We start from the raw sequence: 22,209 nt of genomic DNA, 5'->3' as shown, positions 1-22,209 counted from the left end.
GCACGGTCGTCACAGCGGCTGGACCCGCTCCTGCCGCCGGAGGCGCCCACCACGGCCACGGCAAGCGACACAGCACATCAGCGCCTGCCCGACGATCCCCCTCAATCCCTCGCCCCCCCCTTACCCCTTCGCCCCCGTCGGCATCGGCGTCGGCGTCAGGTCACGCCGGTCCCGGACGCTGCTCCTCCAACACCCTGACGCAGCGCGCGAGCAGCGCGGTCAGCGTGTCCCGCTCCTCGTCGGTGAACTCGCCGGCCAGGGCCCGCTCGACGCGAACGGCGCGTGCATCGGCGTCGACCATGACGGCACGACCCTCATCGGTCAGACGTGTCTCGAGGACGTTCCCGTGCCACTCGTGCGGCGTACGGACGATCAGTTCACGGTCCTGAAGGTTCTTCAGAACCGTGTTCATTGTGGGCGGGGTGACTCCGCAGAGCCGGGCCAGTGCCGCCGCGGAGATACCGGGGTTGCCGGAGAGATGCAGCAGCGCAGCGTACTGGGCGACCGTCAGACCGGCCGGCCTGAGCACCGCGGCCTTGGTCGCACTGAGGGCCTGCTCGGCCCGCTTGAGGTGGGAGCCGAGGCGCTCGGACGCGGGCATGGAGGTCACCCGGAACAGGGTAATCCGTCGGGGATTTAATCCATGGTCAATGATTAGAGGTCTAATCTATATTCGCATCTGACATACAGTGAGTAACCTAATCGAGAGGCTCCTCGTGTCCCGTTCGATGCACCGCCGCACGTTCCTGACCGCTGCCGCGGCCACCGCCCTCACCGCCGCGGCACCCGTGCCCGCCCTGGCGGCCACCGGCCCCCGCATCTCCACGGCCTTCACCCTCCCCGACGAGCACGCCTATCCGGAGGGCATCGCCCTCGACCCGCGCACCGGCGACGCGTATGTCGGCTCGTACACCACCGGAGCGGTCTACCGCGCCGCCGCCAAGAGCCGCGCCGCCGAGGTCTTCCTGCCGGCGGGCACCGACGGCCGGACCACCGCCAACGGCCTGAAGGCCGATCGCGCGGGTCGACTGTGGGTCATCGACTCCACCACCGGTATCGACGTCTACGACCTGCGCGACCGCTCTCTGCTGGCCCGCTTCGAGGTCCCGGAGGACGACCCGCGCTTCGTGAACGACCTGGTGATCACCGCGGACGGCACGGCCTACGCCACCGACAGCGTGCGTCCGCTGGTGTACCGCGTCACCCCGGCCGAGCTGCTGCGTGCCCGCGGCGGCGGCGCGCCCCTCACCGCGCGCTACGACCTGAGCCGGCTGCTGCCCCCGCACCAGCCCGGGACGTTCGCCCTGAACGGCATCGCCGCGGACCGCTCCGGACGCCTGCTGTTCGTCGTCGACATGACCGGCGGCGGCCTGTACCGGATCGACTCGGTCACCGGCTCGATGCGGCAGGTCGCCCTGCACGGTGGCGATCTGGTGCACGGAGACGGCCTGGAGCTGGCGCACGGCACCCTGTGGGTCGCCCACAACGCGAGCAACACCCTCACCCACTGGCACCTGTCCCACGACGGCACCACCGCCCGCCTCAGGCGCCGGTTCACGGACCCGGCCCTGCAGATCCCGACCACCCTGGCCCACGATCACCACGGTCTGCTGGTCGTCCGCTCCCAGTTCGACAAGGGCGGCCCGATGGGGCAGGGAACGCCGCGGACGCCGTTCACGGTGGCCCGTGTGAAGGGGATGTGACGCCCACTCGACACTGCCGAAGGTCAGCCCGGCAGAACCGGCCGTACGCGCACGGCCCGTACCGTCAGGGCTGGCGCCCCGTTCCGCGGGAACGGTAGTAGTCGCGCCAGACGAGGCGGTAGACGCGAGTCCACCGCGGGATCGACCTGACGCCCGGGATGAACGGCACCAGGACGAACCCGAGGGTGAGCAGTGCCATCAGCCCCCAGACCAGGGCGTCGGCGTTGCCCGAGCTGCTGAACGGTTCGACCTGGTACCACAGCGTGTACAGCCAGAGCCAGGGCTGACCGGGGTAGTTGCCGGTCTCGTTCATCATCCCCCACTGGTCACCGGCCAGGTGCCGGGCCCGGGCCTGGTCTTCGAGGTACGAGCCGTCCCCCAGGAACAGCAGCGGCTTGGTGTAGTCCGTCTGGTAGAACTGCCCGGTGGCAAGCAGTTCGCCGTCGAGGGCCCCGGTCTTGGCGAGTTCCAGCAGGCGTGCGGTCAGGACCGGGACGGGGCCGTAATCACCTGGCGGAACCTGCGACGGGTCGCCTCCGGGAGCCTTGTCGAGCGCATCGGCGTAGGCAGCCGCCCACTGCCGCTGGCGCGGGATGGGTGCGGTGCGCCATGCCGCCAGGCCAGCGGACACGGCGGGAGGCTCCGGCGCGTCGGTGAGCGGGCGGAGCACGAAGTCGCGTGCGGTGTTGATCGGGATGGTCACCCCGGCCGCGCGCTGGAGACTCACCGGCCCGATCTTCTGTTCGGCACCTGCCGTGGTGGTGTACGGCGGGCCGTATTCCGCGGTGCCGCTGGTACCACCCAGCTCGGCCACCGAGGTGGCGGTGAAGTCGTGGGGTGCGGCCCTCGCCCAGCGCGCAAGGGTGACCGGTTTCTCGTTGGGTGAGGAGAAGACCGCCGCGAGCCCGACCGTCAGCAGAGCAGCCGCCACCAGAGCGATGGTGAACTCCTTGACCAAGTCATAGGGCCGCTGGCGGAAGGAGCCGGGGTCGGGCACCGGTGCGCGGCCGTTCTTCCGTTCGCTCACGCGGACTCCCCTGATCCATCGGCGCCGAGCGCGCCATCGGCCGTGGTCACACCGATGGGCGGCACCACGCCGCGCAGCCGCACCAGCAGCATGTGCAACACCGCCAGGGCGACCACGGCCAACGGCAGCAGCACGATGTGCCACATGAACATCTGGCCGAAGTCCAGCACGTTGAACCAGGCACCGATGCCCACCGAGTTCAGGCCGTCCTTGGCCTGATCCGCGATCCACTGGGAGTCGAAGTTCTGCTGCACCAGATATCCGGTGAAGGCGGCACCGACCGAGGCGAGGAAGGTGATCGCCCCGGTGATCCAGGTCAGTGCCCGGCGCCCGCGCCAGGCGGCCATGAAGAACTTTCCCCACAGGTGGACGACCATGGCGAACATGAACAGTTCCACACTCCACAGGTGGAGGCTGTTGATGTACCTGCCAGCGTCCGAGACGTGCCACCAGGCGGGGCCGAAGAGCGCCAGGACGCATCCCGTGACGACGACCACCACCAGGCTGGACAAGGTGAGGACCCCGAAGACATAGATCCAGGAGGCCACGTATTCCGGCTGTGTGGTGGGCAGCAGCTTGTCCGGGGGAAAGGCGCGCAGAGCGCGCCGCTGCACAGCGCCGGTCCACCCTCCGGAAAGGACGCTGTCCGGGCCGCCGGGCCGGTCGTCCGCGGTGCCGCTCATCGCCGCTGCCGGCCACGGGGGAAGGGCAGGAGCAGCGCCAGCACGAAAACCACCAGCATCAGGACGATGACCACTGCGTTGGCCGCCGAGATCTGCAGCACGCCCCAGTGGATGTAGTACCCGGTGCCGCCCAGATCCACAGGCGCCGCCAGGGCACCGCCCGGATGCATCGGTCCCTCTGTCATCGCAGCCACCCTTTCCCGATCAGACATCGCCTATCGACTACTACCAGCGGGACCGAAACCGCGCCTGCCGTGGCTGCGCCATCTGGCACAGGGCGCGGCACGTTCGCGGGAAAAGCCGTGGCCAACCGGCGGTGCCGTCCCGCCCCGGCCCGGCGGACACCGCTCCGGGCCGGTGCCGCTCGACGCACTGAGCCTGGACGGAGTGAAGGACGTTCTGGCGGACGACGTGGGCAAGCATCTCGTCGAGGTCCTCGCTGAGTTGGACGCGGCCCTGGCCCGCTAGGAGGAGATCCGGCAGCGCCGCTTCCGCCTGGGTCGGCGTTCGGCCGTCGTCGAGAACGTGGTCAGGACGGCCCATCGACCTGACACGCGACTCCGTCGAGGACTGGGCAGCCGAGGACCGCGGCCCCGTGGCCCGACGACCGCTCGGCGCTCTGCTGGTGACTACCCACCCTCTGGCGTCGCGGCCCCGACGGCATCACGACGCCCCCATCGAGGCCCTCGTTCAACGGCTCGGCGGTGATGGCGACGCCTCGTACGCCGATGGCATGCAACTGGTCGACTGCGGCACGTACTACCTGCGCGGGGAGGCTGGGGTCGAGGAGAGGCCCGTCCCGTATGCCGACTCGGAGGGCCAGGCCACGTGGATCGGCGCCGACCTCGTCGAGGCCATCACGCTCATCGTCGTACTGCCCTTCTGGCGATGGACGGCCTCGCCGAGATCGTGGCCGCCTAGGAAACCGAGCATGAACCGTTGAGCGAGGCCGAGGTCCAGGCCGCGCAGCACGAACTCTTCGGTGACGCACCGGCGCCGTACGCATCCGGCGACAGCGCCGCATGAAGGCACCCGCGGCCGGTTCCCTGGTTCTGGACTCCCAGGCTCTGTCGCTGCTCCTGCGCAACGACCGCCAGATGATCACCCGGATCGAGGCCGCCCGGCGCGTGGACGTGCCCGTCCTCGTATCAGCGGTGACCGTGGTCGAGGCCGTCTATGGGAAGACTGACACCGTCCGTCTGCACGGGGTGTTCTCCCGCCTTCAGGTCCAGGACGTCACGCAGGCGGACAGCCTCACCGCGGTGCAGTTGCTGAGCGACGCCGGTGGACTGCACCTCCACACGTAGGCCATCGATGCTCTCGTGGCCGCGATGGCGCTCCGCGTCCCGGCGCCCGTCCTCGCACTCATCTCGGACCGCGACGACTGGTCGAAATTGTGCGGCAACCGCGTACAGATCAAGGATGTCTAACCTCGGCGTTGACCATGTGCTGGCCAGGCCCAGTTCCCCCGCACCGGATCGATCGCCACGGAGACGGCCGCGACCGCCATTCTGGTGGAGGCAGACGGCGTCTTCCTCCACCAGCCCAGCTCCAGAGGTCGCCCGTGCCCTCTTTCCAGCCCTCGACAACACCAAGTGAGCCACGGCCCGATGAGAAGATGACACACGATCCAGCAAGGGGCCGACTCCAGAGAGTCCCCCCCTTGACCTGCATGTTTGCCAGATCAAAGGTGTGGTGGCACATCACCCGCTCCCCATTGCACCGGAGCGTGCATCGCAGCCCTCCCCTCTGCGAAAACGCGGCTCTCGGAGATCGCATCCGGCACCGATCCAGCACAGTGCGCGTTCATCCAGCACATCCAGCACGCGCGACTACGGCGAGGACGTCCCCTCCGGTCGCCGAGCTGAGCTTTGTGTACACTCGGTACACTCGGTACTCTTGGGCTCATGACGCAGCCACTCCCCATAGAGTCCATCCGCAATGTGCGCGCGCACTTGGCCGAGGTCGTGGAGCGCGCCGATCGGGACGACGTACCAACGGTGATCACGCGCCGCGGCAAGGAAGTCGCCGCCGTGGTGTCGATCGAGGTGCTGCGCAAGTACCAGGAATGGGAAGAGCGCGAGATCAACCGGATCATCGACGAGCGCATGGCCAACCCGGCACCCGGCATCCCGATCGAGGACGTCATGAAGGAGACGCTGGCGCGCGGTGACTGACTACCGGACCGCCTTCCGGCCCGAGGCGCAGGCCGAACTCCGGAAGATCCCCCGCGACATGGCGCTGCGCATCCTGGCGAAACTGGCCGAGCTGGAGAGCGACCCCCTGGGCTTCAACACCACCGCGCTCGTGTCGCAGCCAGAACGCCGTCGGCTCCGAGTCGGCGACTACCGCGTCGTCTACACGATCGACAACGGAGAGCTGGTGGTGTGGATCGTGCACGTCGGGCACCGCTCCACCGTCTACGACACCTGACCCAGACTGACTCAACGTCAGAACATCTGTGCGCTGGGCAGCAGACGCCCATAGATGTCGACTGTCGTCCTGACCGAACGGTGCCCCAGCCAGCGCGAGACCTCGTGGATTGGCACACCGTTGGCCAGGGCCGTGGATGCGAAGAAGTGCCGCAGGCTACGAGGCGTGTACCTGGCATTGCCGTCCAGATCGACAAGGCCGCCCGAGTGGCATGCCTTCTTGAACTGGTAGCCGTAGGACGCGATGGACGGCATCACGCCAACGCCAGGCTGACGTGGAGCAAAGAAGGTCTCAAGCCGAATCCGTTTCCCCTTCTGCCCAGTGAAGACGACGGGCACCGACTTCCACTTCAGAAGGTGCGCGTCGATCTCCTGCTCAACGAACGGAGCAGCCGGGACGTCCCGGTACTCGCCCTCCGTGCGGTGCTTGAGCGGCACGATGCTCGTGTGGCAGTCACCGCAGTACGCTTTGACGCTGACCTGCCAGCGGACCCTGACGAAGCCGGACCGTCGGCACTCGGTGGAGAAGGCGAGGGCCTCGCTGGGGCACTGGCCGGTGCCCGACTGCAGGTAAACCGCGAGACGGTACTGCGGGGCGATGTGCTCCGCGATCAGATCAACCTCGCCCAACGTGGGAATCTCGCCCTCGTCCACCGCGCACGGGGCCGCCCGGGATACCCGGACGCTGCGCGCGGGATTGTGCCGGATGCGTTTCTCAACGACGGCCACCTCTAGCATCGCGGCCACCATCACCAACCGATCGTTGATCGTGGGGACCGCCAACCCGGCGCCGGAGGAGTGCAGTTCCTTGGCGAACTCCTCGAAGTCGCGCCGTGCCAGCCCGGCCAGCATCTTCCGTCCCAGTCGCGGCACGAGATGGTTCTGGATGAACCCTTCGTAGTTGCGGCGCGTAGATTCACCGATGACCCGGCGCTCCAGCCACTCCTGAGCCCAGCCCTGCAATGACACCCGCCCAGGCGCAGGATCGAAACGAACGTCGGCCTTCTTGTCGCTCTCGACCTTGTCGGCGAAAGCGTCCGCACCATCCGAGCCCACCCGCCGGGCAAACGACCTCTCCCGCTGCCGCCCTCGCCTACCGCCCGGCTCCCGGTAACGCACCGTCCACCCGTGCCGACACCGCGGACGGTCACAGGGGAAGTTCCGGTCCCGGACGTCCCTCTTGCACCTCTGAAAAACGCTCGCCACCCAAGCCCCGATCCGTCGCCTGGCCCGTGCTCGAAACCGTGCACTGGCGCCCCAGGACCCAGCAAGGCATTCATCGCCAATCCGCTCTTTCTAGCGAATATGACCCCAGCCTCACCCGCAGCCCCGGCCCGCCGAGACCCCTCACCGGACGCGCTCGCACCTCAACGCCCGCTGGCGCGTGAAGCGCACATCGACACCGGAGGCCATACCGCACTATGGTTAATGTATGGCTACCAAGAAGGTGACTATCACCCTCGACGAATCCCTGGTCGAAGCCCTGGCCGGAGCTGCCGAGGAAGAAGGCATCCCACTTTCCCGCCTCGTCGCTGGAGCAGCCGAACGCGAGCTACGTCTGCGGGCCGGCCGCGCCGTCATCCAGGAGTGGCAGGCCGAGCACGGAGCCTTCACCCCGGAAGAGCTTGCCGCCGCCCGCGCGGATCTGGCCGCCGCTGACGCCGAATACCTCAGCAATCCGGGAGCCTCGGCCGCGTGAACATCCCCTACCTGTACGACGCCGGGGTCCTCATCGCCATCGACAATGACGACCGGCGCATGTGGGCCCGACACAGCCTGGCCCTAGACGACGGACGGGATATCCACGTCCCGTCCGTCGTCGTCAGCCAGGCATGGCGGGACTCCCGCCGCCAGGTCAGACTCGGCAAGTTCCTCGCTGGATGCCACGTCGTACCAGTCGGCCTCGAAACCGCCAAAACCGCAGGCATCCTCTGCGGCAAGGCCGGCACCTCCGACAGCGTCGACGCCACCGTCGTGACCATGGCAGCCAGCCTCGGCGCCATCATCTGGACCTCGGACCCAGACGACATCCGCACCCTCATCGACGCCCAGGACATCAAACCCGCCCCTGTCATCCGAACCGTCTAACCACAGATGATCCCCGGCGACCAGCCCCTACGGGCCCCAATAGCGCAGGGACGGAGATAGGCACGGCTACCTGATCGCGCAGGAGTGGACGGGCAGTGCCAGGTCCTCCCGACAGGGGCGCCCCACGTACTGGGCAACAGACATGATCTTCGATGATTCCCGTCGAAGTCGATCGGGATCTTGACGGACTGATGGCCCAGCCAGCGCGAGACTTCCTAAGCGGAGCGCCGTTGGGCACAGACCCCGCCGAGGCAAGCAGGTGAACTCGTCCGGTGATCCCACTCGGAGCTAGCGTTAGTTTCCTCCGACGCGGGCTGCCCCGTTTTCCACGTCGTCAAGGTGAACGATAATGTCCGCAATTGAAAGCGAGTGCATCAACGCCTTCGTAGGCGCCTGAATACTACTTCCCATGCGCGTAGTCAGGCAAGGGAAAGATCTCGCTCTCACCATTTTATACGTAGTATATTTGGCGATTCCCAACGCTTCGGCAGCAGCCGGAAGGGCAACGGATTTGGGGTAGAAGTCGGAGGTGTAGTAATACTAATTACTACCCGTAACCCAAGTACGGGCCAACATCGCTTCTGTCGCGAGGATGCCTCGCAGGCCCGGGCGACGACCTGCACGGAGATCCTCATGATGGCGATTACCTCGCTTCCTGGTGCTGGATGCGCCTGACGGCTGATGCTCCGCTTTGTCCCGCCGTAGCGGCATCGGCAAGCGGGCTGACGTGCATCGCATCATCGGGGGGAGTGAGGCGATGCACTGCCAATCAGGCGCAGCCACTCTGCAGGCACAACTGCCATGCAAACGCCATCTGCAAGGCGCAGGACGGGTCAACACAGGGACTCGCCAAGGGGTCGAGCTCAGGAGAGGGCTCGACCCCGAACTCGCACGTTAACGAGTCGCATAACGCACAGCAGTTGATCGATCACACATTGAAGCGGAATACCTGAAGCCCGATCCTGACCTGCGGTGGAGTGCCCTCCAGGACTCTGACCAGGGATTTCCTCGTTGGCATACGTTGGCTCCCGACGGCCGTTTACGGGTGTCCTGCGGACTGGCTGCGGACTGACCGGGTACCCCGGAGGCAGAGAAACCCATGGCACACCGGCGGGACCTGCCGCGAGACTACGCAGGTGAGCGACTCCTATCCCTGCCCGTGCTGCGGACACCGCGTGCTGAGCGCGATGCCCGGCTCGTACGAGATCTGCCCCGTCTGCTTCTGGGAGGACGACGGGGTCCAGTTCCGCTGGCCCACCATGGCCGGCGGGGCGAACAAGGTCTCCCTGATCGAGGCCCAGCGCAACTACCAGGACTTCGGCGCCTGCGACGAGCACGGCCGCCGGTTCGTCCGCCCGCCCGCCGAGGACGAGCCGCTCGACCCCGCCTGGCGCCCCATCGACCTGACACGGGACTCCTTCGAGGACTGGGCGGCCGAGGACCGCGCCCCGTGGCCCGACGACAGCTCGGTTCTCTGCTGGTGGCTCCCCGCTTTCTGGCGCCGGGATCACTCCGCGTCATGACCTCCCGCATCGAGACACTCGTCCAGCAGCTCGACGGCAAGGCCGAGGAGTCCTACGACGCCCGCGCGGAGCTGATCTGGATCGGCGCCGACGCCATACCCGCCGTCATCGACGGACTGCGTTCCCTCGGCGGCTTCGGTCAGCTGACCGCCATCGAGGTCTTCGAGGAGGTGGGCGATCCCCGTTGCGGCCCCGCTCTCATCGGCCTGCTGGACAGCGACAACCCGACCGTCCGCGAATGGGCTGCCATGGCCCTGGCGAGCCTGGAGATCGACGGCGCCATCGAGCCCCTACGCCGCGCCTACCGCGCCTGTCTGGAACGGGCGACCCCACCGGACTGGACCGAGCCCGTCGGCATCCGCTGGGCCCTGACCGAACTCGGCGCACGCAGCCCCGTCGTCCCGCCGCTCACCGCGCGCCTACGACCCACCACTGCGGACAACGCCCCAGGCTGGCCTTCAGCCCACTTCACCGAGATCATCAACGACCTGGCCGACCACGCCCAGGTGATCCTCTACTCCCAGTTCTGGCGCGTGGACGCCGGCGGCACATACGGCGTCTCCGGCCCCGCCCTGGGCTGGGAACTCGACTGGACTGCGCCCTGGGAGCACCTGGTCGAGGAGTCCCGCACCTGGTCCCTGCTGGAAGCCTCCGAAGCCCCCACCGGCGACAACATCTTCGTCGCCCCCACCTGGATCGACCGTACCGACCTGCACCCGGAGAGGTGACCGATGCCGTTCCAGCACCCCGAGGAAGTCGGCTACGGCCATGTGGTCGAGAGCTACGTGACGAGGACGTACGGGGGCCTCCCGCGCTATCTCGTACTGAACGGCGGGCGGTTCCTGGGCCCCCGGTGGTGGCACACCACACGCTTTACCCGGCATCTGATCGCTGACGCCGCCGCGATCAACGACGAGGAACTGGAAGCCCTCCTCGGGTACGAATGGCGCTCGCGTCTCACCGCCAGCTGGCTGATCGGCGTCGACCGCCGCGAACAGTTCCGAGCACGCATCGGCGACCTGCTCCTGGCCAGCGAGGTCTGCTATTCCGGCGGCGCCTACTGCTTCGCCTTGGCCCGCTTCGACACACACGCCGACGCTGAGATCCTCACCGCCTACCTCGACCGCTACCTCCCCTGCACCGACCTCCACTACGACCAGCCCGCCGCCCTGGGCGCCCTCCTCCGCCTCGACGCCCTCCTCGGTACCCGCCACGCCGACCGCTTCACGGAGCCCGACGGCCTCTGGGACGAGTGGGTCACGGGCGTGGGGCGCCTCGGCTACCCCAGCTACACCCCCGCCGAACAGCGCCGCTGGACGGACCTCCAGTGCGAGTTCGCCAACGGCTGGACCCGGCCGTAGCAGCCGCCTGACTGCGGCTACGTGAAGTCCGCGTACGCCATGTATCGGCCGCACGTGCGGCACATGAAGAGGTAGCCCGTGGGCTGACTGTCCTTGTCCAGAGCACCCAGATAGCTCTCCACCGCCTCGGCAGACCACCCCCACGCGCCAACCTCGCTGCGCAGCGCCTGCAGGGCATCCGGGAACATGGCCAGCTCGGCCATCCCGACCGCCCCCAGGAACGCCGCACCATCACCGCAGTGGAAGAACCACTGCGGGTCCTGCCAGGAGGAGAAGCCCGGCGTACACGCGTCGACGGACATCACGACCTCAAGCGGGACATCGTCTCCTACCGGGTCACCGATGAAGTGCGCGTCGTACTTCGCGGCCGCGCTGCCATCCGCGATGCACCACGGGCACAGCAGGTTGGAAAGTTCCTCGACCGCGTACACCGGGCCCGTGTAGATGAACCCCCGCGCCCTCCCGCAGCAGAGGCACGTCGTGCTGGACTCAACGACCGCCCCGGTCGCCAAGGGGTCGGGGTGGTAGTGAAAACCGGGCAACTCCTCGGACATGCCAGTCACGCTACCTGCGTACAGGAAGGTCGTGCCGGACTGCACCCGCCCTCGGTCCGAAGGCGGTCACGGCCGCAGCAGCCGAGCCTGCGGGTCATAGCAAACGAGCCCCATCGATGCCGCGAGATCGGCGGCGTAGGCCGAAGCCTCCTCGGCCATGCTGTATCGCATCGGGAAGTAGATGAACGGCCCGGACGCCTCGCCGATCAACGGCCCCGTCGACCAGGGGGAGGTGTCCTCCTCGTCCTCCGTGAGATCCACCCATCGCGCCAAGAGCCCAGCAACGTACTCCGCGATACGCGGTGACGGTGGAAACTCTTCCTCCGTGTCGATGTAGCGGTCGTACAGCTGGGTGAGGACCTCGCCCGCGATCACATCGTCAGCCGGCTTGCTGCCTTCCCACACCGCCAGGTCGTAGCTCATGGCCGAACTGTGCCACGCCCCACTGACAGCACCGCTTTAGCGTCGATCAGCAGGCCAGCCGCACCAGACGTCCGAGGGCGCTGTTACGTTCCGTCCCATGACCGCATCAGACGATCTACTCCGCCGGATCGAGCAGGAGCCTTTCCTTGCTACCGCGCTCGCCTGGCCTGGCGATTTCGACGTCGAGCGCCGGGATCCCATCGAGCAACTTGCTCTTCCTACCAGGATCCCCCTACACCCGATAGCCGGCTGCGGCGCCGGCGGCACGTACTACCTGTGCGGGGAGGCTGAGGCCGAGGAGAGGCCCGTCCTGTACGCCGACTCGGGGGGCCAGGCCACGTTGATCGGCGCCGACCTCGTCGAGGCCATCACACTCATCGCCGTACTGCCCTTCTGGCGCGACCTGGCAAAGAGCTTCGCGATCAGCGAGCGTGGCTCGGACCTTCGGGCCGACCACCCGGACTTCGACGCCGAACGCGACCGCCTTCTGCACGCCCTCGGGCTTGCCTCCATCGCCGAGGAGGAGGCTGCCGCTCGCCTGCTGGCTGTGGCTGCACGCACGGCCCCGGACTACGTGCCGCGCGTACCGGACGACGATCACCTGCCGTACGAGCCTCTGTTTCCGAGCAGCCCTGCATAGCGAAGCCAGCGCTTGACGTCAGTACCGGGCGATGACCTGTCGCAGGTCCGTGCCCAGGAGGTCCTCCAGCGCCTGGATGCTGGCTGGTGATAGTGGCAGCTCGCATTCTGGGTCTGTGGTGACGAGGCTGTACCTGGCGAAACCCGCAGCCTCGACGTAGTCGAGGGCGTTCAAGTCCGTCTGGGCAGAGCAACAGGGCATCGTCACGGTAAGCGCGTCGAAATAGCCGTCCGGAAGGGCCGCCGTGTCCATCGCGTCGCCCCACCAGTCTTCGATGTCGGAGCCGCATACGGGGCACCGGACACCACACCAGTTCTCCCCGGGATCAATGAAGGCTGTGCCGGGGATGTCCCAGACGTCGTAACCGCCCAACGCCTCAGGAACCAGTTGTCGTAGCCGGGCTTGCGCAGCCTCGCTCGCAGCGGGCGCAGGCGAAAAGTGCGGGTCCTTGGATATGAGGTGGAGCAGCGTGATGCTCACGCTGCCGACCAGCCGTCCAGCGAGACCTCCGAGCCGTCATTCAGGTAATGGTGGAGGGCTCTGGCGGTGGTGTCGACGAAGGCTTCGGGGATGGCGTTGGCGTCGACCCAGCGGACCTGAGAGTGCTTGCGGGGTTCGCGGTTCTCGGGTTCGCCAGTCCATTCGTGGGCGGCGAAGACGACCGTGAGGAAGCCGTTGGGGGCCTCGACGCCCCAGGCACCGTGGATGATGTGGGCGACCTTGAGGGACTCGGGCTTCACCGTGAGGCCGGTCTCCTCGTAGAGCTCGCGGACGGCCGTCTCGGTGATCGGTTCGCCCGGTTCACTCTTGCCAACGGGGAGGTCCCACATGCCCTGGGCGAACTTGGCGTTCTCGCTGCGCTGGAGGAGGACGACGCGGTTGGTGGCCTTGTCATGGACGATGACCGCGGCGACCAGCAGGGTCATCGATTCGAGCGCCGGCTTGAGGGCCTTCGGCTGGTCGTCGGTCTGCTGGGTCACGGTGTTCCCTTCGTCGGGCGGGTTGTTGGGCATGTTAGGCGAGGGCCTCGCGGGCGCGGCGTGCGAGATCGGCAGCACCGGGAACGCGGCGGCGCTGGTAGACCGCGAGCGTGGAGCGGATTGAGGTGATTGCCTTACGGGTCCGGTCGGAGGTCATGCCCTCCATGAGGACCAGGGCCTGGGTCCAGGCGGCGACGGCCTCGTCTGCGCGGGCCTGAGCGGCGAGGCTGTCGCCGAGGTCGGCGTGGGTGAGGGCGTGGACGCGCTTGTACTTCTCGGGGTCCCAGCGGGTGAGGGCGTCGCGGTGCTGCTGTTCGGTGCCGATGTGGTCCGCGAGGTCGGTCAGGGTGCGGGCGGTGTGGCTGGCCACGGTGCCGGCGGCCGGGCCGCTCACGCGGGAGTAGCTGGGCTGAGGGCCGTCGTCACGGAGGAGGGCGTCCTCGGCGGCGAGCAGGGCGCGTGCGGCCGACGAATTCTCGTCGGTGGCGGCGTAGGCGCGGGCGTGAGTGATGTGGAGGAGGGCCTCGGTCTGGCCGTCGACGTGGCCGAGACCGCGTCGCAGGGCGCCTTCAACGAGGTCGACGCAGTGGTGGGGCTGTTTGAGGCTCAGGGCCTGGTGGGCGAGGGCGCGCATCACCCAGGCTGCGTGGCCGTGGGGGTCGGCTTCGCAGGCGAGCTTGTAGCCGACCTGGTAGTAGCGCTGGGCGGCGCCTTCCTGGCCGAGGTCGTGGTGCTTCCACCCAGCGAGGTAGGCGAGTTCGGCGACGGCGCCGAAGGCGGCCCAGCGTAAGCCTTCGCTGGGGAAGCGTCCGCGCAGCATGGGGGCGGCGGTGTCGGCGAGGTACGCGGTGACGGTGGTCAGGCCGTGCCCGCCGCCGAGGCGCTCGTCGGCGGCGCTGAAGGCCGCCGTGATCTGCCGTACGACGTCCACGTCCTCTGCCCCGACCATGGACGTGCCGGTGCGGGCGCGGAGCATGCGGGCGGTGGCTTCGTGGTCGTAGCCGAGCGGCATGGCGACGCCGGCGGTGGTGAAGGCCGCGATGGCGAGGAAGCGGCGGCGCTCGACGTCGGCGCGGCCCAGGTCGGTGACCGCGAGGACAGGGTCGGATTCCGCTGGCTCTTCGTCATCACCGGCCTGGAGGCCGATCTCGGTCTGGGTGACCGTGCGCCCCGCTCTGCGGGATAGCGCCTCGGCCAGGTACTGGCCTACCCGGCCCGAAGGGGCACGGGTGCCGTTCACCCAGTGCGAGATGGCCGACTTATTGGTCTGGAGGATCTCGCCGTTCTCGGCGGCGATGCGCCGCACGTCTCTGGCGAAAGCCTCGTAGGTGCAGCCGACCGCCTCAATGGCGTCGCGCAGACGGGAGTTGGGTTCTCTCTGCGCCGTCACGATCGCCTCCACCCTGGAGCTGTAAACCGCGTATACCGCTTCAACTGCCTTCCACCGTACCCACTGAGCGTGACCACCGGTTCACTTATCAGTAGCCGCCCGGAACGGCGCGACCGTGATCCAGGCTCCCCCTTGGTCCAGGCGGCACCCCGAAGTTCCGTACGCCCACACCAGGCTCGGGCATTCCTGTGCCCGAGACCGGCCAATCAGAGACGGAGACACGGTGACCACCATCGACACCACGGCCATCACGGTCGAGCTGCCCGAGGCGTTCGACCCGCGCTGGAGCCGCCTGCCCGGCATCCAGGTCGACGGCCGGCGCATCACCATCGACCCGGCCGAGTACTTCTTCCGCTTCGAGTCGAACACCTGGCTCGTCGCCGACTGGGAGCTGGTCAAGTCCCAGCTCCTGGACGTGGACGAGACGACCGAGAGCGCGGTCGAGCAGCTCGCGCTCGACTTCATCAAGCAGCACAGCGAGTCCACGTCCGACGCGTCCCGCGTCCTGGCCACCGCGTACGAGGTGTACGCGTACCTCTTCCGCGAGGAGCACCTGGCCAGCCTCGGCCTGCCGCAGATCACCGCCGACCACCTGCGGATGCTCCGCGAGGCGGCCACGCTCATGGCGCTCAACAAGGTCGAGCTGGACGGGCACATCTCCAACGTCGGCCCGTGCTGGTTCTTCCCCGCCGCCACGTCCGTCGTCTTCGACCTGGACGACGAGATGGGCGGGATGCTCGACGAGGTCTACCACGGCGGCTGGTTCAACGAGCACCGCCGGATCGAGTCCATCAAGGCCCACGCGGCGCTCGGCGGCCGGCTCGTGCATGGGTGCCAGTCCGTGCCGGACCAGTCCGGCGGCGTGGTCGCGCCCTACGGTGCCTCGATGGCGAACTTCCGTGACGACCTCGCGGCCTTCAAGGCGGGCTGGATCGAGCAGGTCTACGCCCACCGAGTGAACCCCGCCGCGTAACCCACCCGATCAGGCTCCGGGACGGGCCGGTATCTCTCGCCCGCCCCGGACGCCACCATCTCCCCGGAGCCCTCCTGTGACCACGAACCCCAGCGCCGAACTCCTCGACAACCTGCTCACCGCGACCGGCCAGACCACCGCCGTACGGGAGGAGGTGCGCGTGTGGTCCATGTCCGGCGTCGAGCGCGTGGCCTTCCCCGACGGCTCCACGGCCATCTTCAAGTACGCCAAGAAGCCCTTCGACAGCGAGGACCAGACCCTCCGCCTGGCCCACACCCTCGGCGTACCCGTCCCCCAGGTCCACGCCTCCGCCGTCCTGGACGGCTGGCTCGGCATGCTCATGGAGGACCTCGGACCGTCCGTCCGCGAGGCCGACGACCTCGACGGCGTCGCCGCGGCCGTGATCCTGCACGGCACCCGTACGGCTCCGCCCTTGCCCGTCCTCGACCAGAACCGGCTGCGGACGCTGCCAGCCACGGCGCTTGAGCATCTCGAACGGCTCCGCAAGGCCGATCGGTGGCAGGACGCCGACGACGTCGAGGACGCGCTCGACCGTATCGCCCAGGCCGCCGAGGCCCGCTCGGCCGGAGCGACGCTGGAACCGTTCGGCTGGGTGCACTCCGAGTTCCACCCCACCAGCCTCCACATCGGTGATCGCGGGTGGCGACTACTCGACTTCGCTCGCGCCTTTACCGGCCCCGGCCTGCTCGACCTCGCCAGCTGGCACGGCACCATCGAGCCCCCGCACCCCGTACGCCTGCGCGTCTTCCTGGAGCAGTACGTCACCGCCGGCGGTACCCCTGACGCCCTCGCCCCGCGCGGCGGGCTCACCGCCGAACACTGGGCCCTGGGCTGGCACCGCATGTGGGCCGTCGAGTGGTTCATGGAGCAGTCCATCCGCTGGATCAACGACCCGGCTACCGACCCCGCCTACATCAAGGCCGTCCGCCGCCACCTCACCGACGTCCTCCACCTCCTGGAGATCTGACGTGCTCGCCCAGGCATCCCCGTGGCATGCCCACGCCGCCCAGCGCACCGCCGCCGGACTCGCCGAACCCCTCTCCGTACCCGCCCGGATGGAATGGACCACGAGACCCCGGCCAAGGACCCGGAGCCGACGCCCTCGGCCCCGACCTGCGCGGCAAGCGACTGCTGGAACTCGGCTGCGGCCCCGGCCACAACGCCGCCCACCTCGCCACCCGACACGGCGCCCACGTCACCGGCGTCGACCTGGTCGGCCTCCAGGTCCGCCGCGCCCGCTCCCACTACGGACGGCTGAACAACCTCACCTTCGTCGCCGGTCACGCCCTGCACTACCTGCACGCCTCCGACGAGCAGTTCGACGCGATCTACTCAGTCTTCGGAGCCATCGGTCTCGGCGCCCCCGAGCTCCTGCTCCCGGCCATCGCCCAGCGCCTCACGCCCGGCCGGGTGCTCACCTTCTCCGTTCCGCACCCGCAACGTGGCGGCCGAAGCCCCTCGGGTGACGACCGGCCTCGTCGCGACCACGTCACTCTTCCCGACCGCACTCGGCTTCCCATCGCCCGTTGGGAGTTCTCCACGGACCGGTGGGAGAAGCACCTCAGCCAGGCGGGCTTCTGGCTCACCTCGGCCCAGGAGTTCCACGACCCCCGCATGGGCCACTGGCCTACCACCCTGCTGATCCGCGCCCGCAAGCTCTGACCAGCCATTCGCCCCGACTTCCCCCGGAGGAACCGATGCGCCCGCCCTACCTGCTCCTCGACATCGACGGCGTCCTCATTCCCTTCCCCGACGCAGCGGGCTCGGCCCCGGCCACCCACGCCCGCCACGACGTCGTCCCCACCGGCCGCAGCGCCGACAACCCGGTCACCGTCTGGCTCAACCCCGACCACGGCCGCCTTCTCATGGACGTGATCCGCACCGGCCTGGTCACTCCCGTCTGGTGCACCAGCTGGCGCCAGGACGCCACCACCCTCATCGGGCCCCTTCTCGACCTCCCGGCCCTGCCGCACGTCGACCTGCCACGTCCCCAAATCACCACCAGCCACCCCAACGGCTACCTCTGGAAGCGCGACCACGTCGACGCCTGGCTGGGCGACGCCCCCGCCGTCTGGATCGACGACGACTTCACCAGCCTCGACCACGCCTGGGCGGCGGAGCGCACCGCCGAGGGAACGCCGACTCTCCTCGTTCAACCCGACCCGCACCTCGGGCTGCAGCCCGAGTACCTGACTGAGGTCACGACGTGGGTCGCGCAGTTACCCGTAGCCCGAGCCGCCTGACGACTGATGCCCTCGCTGCCACGGACAGCGAGGGCATCAGGGTGCGTAACGGGCGGCCCGAACGCGACCTCGACTGGTGGGCTGGCGTATTCGGGCCTCCTCGTCATGAGTCACGCCACGTCAGGCCGTCGACCCGTTGAGGCGGTACTCCTCGGAGGGCATCGAGTCCCATTCGGTATTCGCGCCGTCGCGCGTCACCAAGAACAACGGGCGCGATCGAAGGACCGACCCGACCAGCTGCCCACGCATGACGACCCCGGGATCATCCGGTCCTGCGTAGCCCTCGGGCGTGTAGCGGAAGTGCACGTCCATTGCCTCGGCATACGCGATTGCGTCGCTCTCCAGCTCCGACAGGTCTCGCCCGACCAGCGGGATTCCGTCGTACGCGACCTGGGGACCGTACACGGCGTCGACAACAATGCAGAAGAGGCCCACAGCTTGACTCACATAGGTTGTGACGGCAGATGGAGAAGGAGCCGCCCCGTGACGGCGGACCTCGACCTTCCAGGTCGGCGAGAAGATCGCGTGGTCCGGTGCACAATCGCTGACCTTCGTCTGGCCGAGTGTCTCAGCCGCCTCGACCACTTCGTCGACGGTCATACCGAACCGGAGCGGTCCCACGCCGACAGCCGGCGCATAGGACCACTCGTCCCGTCCGGCGACTCCGAAATCGGCTTCGGCCTTGACCGCCATAGTCGCCCCTCTAGAGACACCTGAGAACTCACCGGCGCACATCATGTCAATCGCCGACCAGCAGACTGCCGGGTGCGGCCGGGCGCGAAAGGCTGTGTACTCAGCGATCGCCTCCGGCGACGGCTTCCGGTGCCCACGCGAGGGCTGGATAACGGGTCCCGCTGATCGTCTACGAGGTCGCCGACTTGGCGGCCGACGACTGCGGAGTGGGCCACGGCCGGTCGTCAGGTGTCGTTGCGGGGCGGCCGGCCAGTACGTAGTCGCGGTACTCATCGCCCGCCATGGACTGGTTCACCCAGCGTTCAAGTGCGGCTCCGGTTTGACTCTCGGCAGCGTGCATAGCAGCAAGCGGCTCACTCGTGGTTGCCAAGAGCAGGCCGAAGTCCTCTTCCTCGTCGTCGAACAACGGTGGCAGCGAATCCAGGTCGCCGGTCAGGGGTTCGCAGTCGAGAGCGGTGTGGAGGTAGACCTCGTAGGACCCTCGGGACGGTCGTATTTCGACCCAGCGGACCCCCGGCCTCTCGGGGGTTCCAGTCGGTCCAAGGAACTGCTCGACGGAACGCCCCCGCTTCAGGGCGCCGAGGATGAATGGTTCTGCGAGATAGCGCACGCCGGAAGGCTACGGCGTGATGAGGACGCGCGCCCGCAGAAGGGCATCTGACGGGGTCAGCGGTGTCGACTGCGCTCTTCGGGCCTCATGGCCACTGGTGTGGCCGGAGGGTGTGGCGTGGCGGACATGTGCGACGTTCCGCTGATCGTGCTTCGGCTGCGAGCTGCTTGCGTGCGCTGGTTCGGCTGAGCCGTGATGCGCCAGTTGAGGACCTCGGCGGGGTGCTCGGCGCTGTCGAGTTCCCGCTGGGTGCCCACTTCGGCCAGGAGGCGTCGGGGGTTGTGGCTGGCGGTCTCGGCGCGGGCGAGGGTGGTGGTCAGGGCGGTCCAAGTGGGGTCGGCGAGGATCCGGTCGGCGTGGTTGGGGAGGGCTACGCGCACGTCTTGCTCGAAGCGGCGGGCGGTTGCGGCCCGTGGTGCGCGGCGGGTCAGGTCAGCCAGGACGGGTGTGGCGGCCTGCTGGTAGCCCGCCTGGAGGTGGCGGAAGGCTTCTTCGGCCGCTGCGGCCTGCTGTTCGTGGCCGCGCTGCTCGTGCCACTTGGCGGCGGCGCGGGCCAGGTGCACGGTGGCGAAGAGCAGGGCAATGGCGAGTCCGCCCGGCTCGCCGGAGGCGTAGGCGAGTTCCTTGGCAGCCTTGCGCAGAGCGGTGGCGGCCTGGTGGTCGGCGCGGATGGCGGAGCGGCGGGCGCGGTTGAATGCCATCGCCGCCGCTTGTAGTTCCGCCCGGTGTGGGCCGGTCGTGGCGCTGGCGATGTTGTACAGGGCGTCGCCGAAGGCGCCCAGGTGGCCCTGGGCGGCGGCATCGTCACCGGAGTCGAGTACGGTGCGTGCCGCGTGTATGGCGGTGGTGGTGTGGCGCCATGAGTCGGCGGGGTCTGCCACATACCGCGGGTGGTCGGCCACCTCCTGGTCGGGGAGGCGTTCGCGCAGGCGGTTGATGGAGAGGTCGGGGGCGAGTTTCGAGCCGCCGTACCAGACGGGTTCGCCGGCCGCGTTGGTGTCGCCTGGGGCGGCGAGGCTGTAGCCGATCACGTCACCGGTTTCTGGACCGAGGCGTGTCTTGACCTTGATGCCGAGGGACTGCAGCACGGTGAAGTAGTCGGCTTCGTTGCGTACGGCTGCGGCGACCGCGTACGCCTGCTCGCGCAGCCACTGCCGTGCCGTGACCGTCTGGCCCTGGCGCTCGGCCTTGGCGCGTTCGGCGCCGGTGGGGGTGCGGGGCGCGGTGAGGTCGCCGGACTTCAGGCGGCGCAGGCCGAACTCGGCCTCGATCTTGCGGCATTCGGCTTGGGCCCGCTGTCCGTCGCGGTGGGTGCGCGGGCGGCGTCCGTCAGCGCGGACGGTGGTGGCCATGATGTGGATGTGGTCGTCGGCGTGGCGCACCGCGATCCACCGGCATGCCTTCTCGTCGCCTTCGGGGGCGATGCCTGTGGCGTGAACGATGCGGCGAGCGGCTTCGGCCCACTCGGCGTCGGTGAGGTAGCGGTCGCCGGGCGCGGTACGGACCGGGCAGTGCCAGACGTGCTGAGGTGGTTTCTTGCCGCCCAGCTCGCGGGTGCGCAGATCGACGTGGTGTTCGAGGCGCTTGGCGAGCAGGGAGTAGGTGGCTGCCGGGTCGCGGCCGGGGTCGGGGGCGCCGGCCATGTCCCAGGCGGCGACGATGTGAGGGTCAGTGTGTTCGTCGCGGCGGCCGGGGCCGAAGAGGTAGACGATCAGTCCGCGGGTGTCGGAGCCGGTGGAGACGTCAGGAACCATGCGCGGTGCCTTCCGTCAGGAGCTGGTCGATCAGTCGATAGCTGTTCTCGGCAGCTTGCTCGACGCAGTCCAGCACCGCCTCGGCACGCTCGGGCACCGTTCCTCGGTGGATGGCTGCGGTGATCTGGTTGAGGTTGCCGCCGATGCGGTTCAGCGCGACCGTGTGTGCCTCGACGGCCTCGATCAGCGGGCGGACCGGGTCGTCCTCCGGGCTGCCGACCAGCCCTGCCTTGCCCAGTGCGACGGCGAGGGCGGCGTCCCCGACGAATCCGGCGAACTTCTGACCGCGCTGGTGAGCGGCGGCGCTGATCACGCTCACAGCGGTCCGCGTGAAGCGGATGGTCTTCTCCTGGTCGCGCTTCTCCACGGTGCGCTTGCGGTTCATCAGTGCGGGCAGGGCGGGGGCATCGAGGTCCCGCCAGGAGGGCTGCTCGACGGGTGGTTGGACGTCGGTCGGCGGCTGAATCGTGCTGCTCGGCGCGGCCACCGGGCTCCGCCCCGGCGAGCTGTTCGGCCTCCAGCTCCGGCACGTGGACCTGCTGCACGCGACCGTCTCGGTCGAGCAGCAGATCCAGCAGACCGCCAAGCACGGCGTGTACGTCTGCCCGCCCAAGACCGCTCGCTCGCACCGCACGGTCCCGCTCCCTCGCATGGCGGTGGATGCGATGAAGGCCCACCTGCGGGACTTCCCCGCCGATGGGCCCGAGGGCTGGATCTTCACAGCGCCGCAAGGCGGGCCCGTGGTCTACACGCACTTCATGGACGGCTCCTGGCGGCCCGCCTGTGCGAAGGCCGGCATACCGAAGGGCACGGGACCTCACGCCCTCCGGCACCACTACGCCAGCCTGCTGATCAAGCACGGCGAGTCCGTGAAGACGGTCTCCGAGCGCCTCGGCCACACCAACGCGGCCATGACGCTGAACATCTACACCCACCTGTGGCCCGACTCCGAGGAGCGGACCCGGGCCGCCGTCGACAAGGCGTACGCGGACCAGTCCGCCGACGCCGAGCCACAGCTCGACGAAGCGGCGTAGCCGCTTCCCCGCGCGCTGACCGAAGTCAGCGCGCTGCGGACTCTGTGCGGACCGCAAAGGCCGCCCAACCCGCTCCG

28 protein-coding genes and 2 pseudogenes are annotated in these 22,209 nt (G+C 68.6%); 16 read left to right on the top strand and 14 right to left on the bottom strand.

The annotated features are described in order from the left end of the window. Positions 1-160: 160 nt before the first annotated feature. Entirely contained in the window at positions 161-601 is a 441-nt protein-coding gene (locus LK06_RS21740; RefSeq protein WP_043433460.1) for a MarR family winged helix-turn-helix transcriptional regulator, read from the bottom strand. A 115-nt stretch (positions 602-716) separates the two neighbouring features. Here LK06_RS21740 and LK06_RS21735 point away from each other — a divergent pair, with 115 nt between their 5' ends. Then, entirely contained in the window at positions 717-1,703 is a 987-nt protein-coding gene (locus LK06_RS21735) for an SMP-30/gluconolactonase/LRE family protein (RefSeq protein ID WP_234367474.1), read from the top strand. 64 nt (positions 1,704-1,767) lie between these two features. Here the strand turns inward: LK06_RS21735 and LK06_RS21730 are convergent, their stop codons facing one another. From LK06_RS21730 to LK06_RS21720, 3 genes are read right to left on the bottom strand one after another with little or no spacing between them, the layout of a single operon-like run. Then, positions 1,768-2,730 (bottom strand): hypothetical protein, encoded by a 963-nt coding sequence (locus tag LK06_RS21730; RefSeq protein WP_043408952.1) that lies wholly within the window; start codon positions 2,728-2,730, stop codon positions 1,768-1,770. Beyond that, on the bottom strand, positions 2,727-3,413 hold the full coding sequence (locus tag LK06_RS21725) for a cytochrome b N-terminal domain-containing protein (protein WP_052318911.1): 687 nt from the start codon (positions 3,411-3,413) through the stop codon (positions 2,727-2,729). The genes LK06_RS21730 and LK06_RS21725 overlap by 4 nt, the downstream gene beginning before the upstream one ends. Beyond that, positions 3,410-3,598, bottom strand: a complete 189-nt coding sequence (locus LK06_RS21720) for a hypothetical protein (RefSeq protein WP_043433455.1) — start codon at positions 3,596-3,598, stop codon at positions 3,410-3,412. The genes LK06_RS21725 and LK06_RS21720 overlap by 4 nt, the downstream gene beginning before the upstream one ends. A 410-nt stretch (positions 3,599-4,008) precedes the next feature. Between LK06_RS21720 and LK06_RS33825 the strand changes: the two genes are divergently transcribed. The 4 genes and pseudogenes from LK06_RS33825 to LK06_RS21700 all read left to right on the top strand — a co-directional run bounded on the left by LK06_RS33825 (position 4,009) and on the right by LK06_RS21700 (position 5,846). Beyond that, positions 4,009-4,356 carry a hypothetical protein gene (locus LK06_RS33825; protein ID WP_167747928.1) on the top strand — a complete coding sequence of 116 codons (348 nt, stop codon included), beginning with the start codon at positions 4,009-4,011 and terminating at the stop codon, positions 4,354-4,356. Between the two features lie 79 nt (positions 4,357-4,435). Beyond that, positions 4,436-4,843, top strand: a pseudogene (locus LK06_RS21710) (type II toxin-antitoxin system VapC family toxin). 477 nt (positions 4,844-5,320) lie between these two features. Continuing rightward, positions 5,321-5,590, top strand: coding sequence for a type II toxin-antitoxin system Phd/YefM family antitoxin (locus LK06_RS21705; RefSeq protein ID WP_039658109.1), 270 nt, complete (start codon positions 5,321-5,323; stop codon positions 5,588-5,590). Then, positions 5,583-5,846 (top strand): type II toxin-antitoxin system RelE family toxin, encoded by a 264-nt coding sequence (locus tag LK06_RS21700; protein WP_039658108.1) that lies wholly within the window; start codon positions 5,583-5,585, stop codon positions 5,844-5,846. The genes LK06_RS21705 and LK06_RS21700 overlap by 8 nt, the downstream gene beginning before the upstream one ends. A 17-nt stretch (positions 5,847-5,863) precedes the next feature. Here the strand turns inward: LK06_RS21700 and LK06_RS21695 are convergent, their stop codons facing one another. Next, a complete protein-coding gene (locus LK06_RS21695; RefSeq protein ID WP_234367473.1) occupies positions 5,864-6,901 on the bottom strand; it encodes a tyrosine-type recombinase/integrase in 1,038 nt (345 codons plus the stop codon). Between the two features lie 376 nt (positions 6,902-7,277). Here LK06_RS21695 and LK06_RS21690 point away from each other — a divergent pair, with 376 nt between their 5' ends. From LK06_RS21690 to LK06_RS21670, 5 genes are all read left to right on the top strand, one after another. Continuing rightward, complete coding sequence (locus tag LK06_RS21690) at positions 7,278-7,544, top strand: hypothetical protein (RefSeq protein ID WP_039658197.1); 267 nt, start codon at positions 7,278-7,280, stop codon at positions 7,542-7,544. Next, positions 7,541-7,933, top strand: a complete 393-nt coding sequence (locus tag LK06_RS21685; protein WP_039658199.1) for a PIN domain-containing protein — start codon at positions 7,541-7,543, stop codon at positions 7,931-7,933. The genes LK06_RS21690 and LK06_RS21685 overlap by 4 nt, the downstream gene beginning before the upstream one ends. A gap of 1,136 nt (positions 7,934-9,069) precedes the next feature. Then, positions 9,070-9,456, top strand: a complete 387-nt coding sequence (locus LK06_RS21680) for a CPCC family cysteine-rich protein (protein ID WP_039658200.1) — start codon at positions 9,070-9,072, stop codon at positions 9,454-9,456. Continuing rightward, on the top strand, positions 9,453-10,184 hold the full coding sequence (locus LK06_RS21675) for a HEAT repeat domain-containing protein (RefSeq protein ID WP_039658202.1): 732 nt from the start codon (positions 9,453-9,455) through the stop codon (positions 10,182-10,184). Before LK06_RS21680 ends, LK06_RS21675 begins: the two co-directional genes overlap by 4 nt. Before the next feature lie 3 nt (positions 10,185-10,187). Next, complete coding sequence (locus LK06_RS21670; RefSeq protein ID WP_078858898.1) at positions 10,188-10,817, top strand: DUF6000 family protein; 630 nt, start codon at positions 10,188-10,190, stop codon at positions 10,815-10,817. Between the two features lie 17 nt (positions 10,818-10,834). Here LK06_RS21670 and LK06_RS21665 read toward each other — a convergent pair whose 3' ends face one another. Continuing rightward, entirely contained in the window at positions 10,835-11,371 is a 537-nt protein-coding gene (locus LK06_RS21665) for a CbrC family protein (protein ID WP_039658229.1), read from the bottom strand. A 66-nt stretch (positions 11,372-11,437) separates the two neighbouring features. Next, the gene (locus LK06_RS21660; RefSeq protein WP_039658204.1) at positions 11,438-11,794 is read right to left on the bottom strand and encodes a hypothetical protein; all 357 of its coding nucleotides are present in this window, start codon (positions 11,792-11,794) and stop codon (positions 11,438-11,440) included. Between the two features lie 97 nt (positions 11,795-11,891). Here LK06_RS21660 and LK06_RS21655 point away from each other — a divergent pair, with 97 nt between their 5' ends. Then, the gene (locus tag LK06_RS21655) at positions 11,892-12,434 is read left to right on the top strand and encodes a hypothetical protein (RefSeq protein WP_039658206.1); all 543 of its coding nucleotides are present in this window, start codon (positions 11,892-11,894) and stop codon (positions 12,432-12,434) included. Between the two features lie 18 nt (positions 12,435-12,452). Here LK06_RS21655 and LK06_RS21650 read toward each other — a convergent pair whose 3' ends face one another. From LK06_RS21650 to LK06_RS21640, 3 genes are read right to left on the bottom strand one after another with little or no spacing between them, the layout of a single operon-like run. Then, a complete protein-coding gene (locus LK06_RS21650) occupies positions 12,453-12,914 on the bottom strand; it encodes a hypothetical protein (protein WP_052270360.1) in 462 nt (153 codons plus the stop codon). Continuing rightward, entirely contained in the window at positions 12,911-13,447 is a 537-nt protein-coding gene (locus tag LK06_RS21645; protein WP_039658207.1) for an NUDIX domain-containing protein, read from the bottom strand. Before LK06_RS21645 ends, LK06_RS21650 begins: the two co-directional genes overlap by 4 nt. A gap of 1 nt (position 13,448) precedes the next feature. Continuing rightward, positions 13,449-14,804, bottom strand: coding sequence for an NsdA family TPR-like regulatory protein (locus tag LK06_RS21640; protein WP_039658232.1), 1,356 nt, complete (start codon positions 14,802-14,804; stop codon positions 13,449-13,451). A gap of 223 nt (positions 14,805-15,027) precedes the next feature. Here LK06_RS21640 and LK06_RS21635 point away from each other — a divergent pair, with 223 nt between their 5' ends. The 4 genes and pseudogenes from LK06_RS21635 to LK06_RS21620 all read left to right on the top strand — a co-directional run bounded on the left by LK06_RS21635 (position 15,028) and on the right by LK06_RS21620 (position 18,041). Next, positions 15,028-15,777 (top strand): hypothetical protein, encoded by a 750-nt coding sequence (locus LK06_RS21635; protein WP_039658209.1) that lies wholly within the window; start codon positions 15,028-15,030, stop codon positions 15,775-15,777. A gap of 76 nt (positions 15,778-15,853) precedes the next feature. Beyond that, entirely contained in the window at positions 15,854-16,765 is a 912-nt protein-coding gene (locus tag LK06_RS21630) for a phosphotransferase family protein (protein ID WP_039658210.1), read from the top strand. A 1-nt stretch (position 16,766) separates the two neighbouring features. Beyond that, positions 16,767-17,460 (top strand): annotated as a pseudogene (locus LK06_RS21625) (class I SAM-dependent methyltransferase). A 35-nt stretch (positions 17,461-17,495) separates the two neighbouring features. Then, positions 17,496-18,041 carry an HAD domain-containing protein gene (locus LK06_RS21620; RefSeq protein ID WP_039658214.1) on the top strand — a complete coding sequence of 182 codons (546 nt, stop codon included), beginning with the start codon at positions 17,496-17,498 and terminating at the stop codon, positions 18,039-18,041. 120 nt (positions 18,042-18,161) lie between these two features. Here the strand turns inward: LK06_RS21620 and LK06_RS21615 are convergent, their stop codons facing one another. The 4 genes from LK06_RS21615 to LK06_RS21600 form a co-directional block, all read right to left on the bottom strand. Continuing rightward, positions 18,162-18,734 (bottom strand): hypothetical protein, encoded by a 573-nt coding sequence (locus tag LK06_RS21615; RefSeq protein WP_039658216.1) that lies wholly within the window; start codon positions 18,732-18,734, stop codon positions 18,162-18,164. A 169-nt stretch (positions 18,735-18,903) separates the two neighbouring features. Next, the gene (locus tag LK06_RS21610) at positions 18,904-19,344 is read right to left on the bottom strand and encodes an FHA domain-containing protein (RefSeq protein WP_039658218.1); all 441 of its coding nucleotides are present in this window, start codon (positions 19,342-19,344) and stop codon (positions 18,904-18,906) included. 56 nt (positions 19,345-19,400) lie between these two features. Further along, entirely contained in the window at positions 19,401-21,098 is a 1,698-nt protein-coding gene (locus tag LK06_RS21605) for a relaxase/mobilization nuclease domain-containing protein (RefSeq protein ID WP_043433765.1), read from the bottom strand. Continuing rightward, complete coding sequence (locus tag LK06_RS21600) at positions 21,088-21,585, bottom strand: hypothetical protein (RefSeq protein WP_052318940.1); 498 nt, start codon at positions 21,583-21,585, stop codon at positions 21,088-21,090. Before LK06_RS21600 ends, LK06_RS21605 begins: the two co-directional genes overlap by 11 nt. Here LK06_RS21600 and LK06_RS21595 point away from each other — a divergent pair. Beyond that, positions 21,566-22,132 (top strand): site-specific integrase, encoded by a 567-nt coding sequence (locus LK06_RS21595; RefSeq protein ID WP_234367472.1) that lies wholly within the window; start codon positions 21,566-21,568, stop codon positions 22,130-22,132. The genes LK06_RS21600 and LK06_RS21595 overlap by 20 nt on opposite strands. The last annotated feature ends 77 nt before the right edge of the window (positions 22,133-22,209 follow it).

The sequence above is a fragment of the Streptomyces pluripotens genome (assembly GCF_000802245.2).
GTDB lineage: Bacteria > Actinomycetota > Actinomycetes > Streptomycetales > Streptomycetaceae > Streptomyces > Streptomyces pluripotens.
Note: the sequence above shows the minus strand (reverse complement) of the source record. Positions and strands in the feature narration are given on the sequence as shown.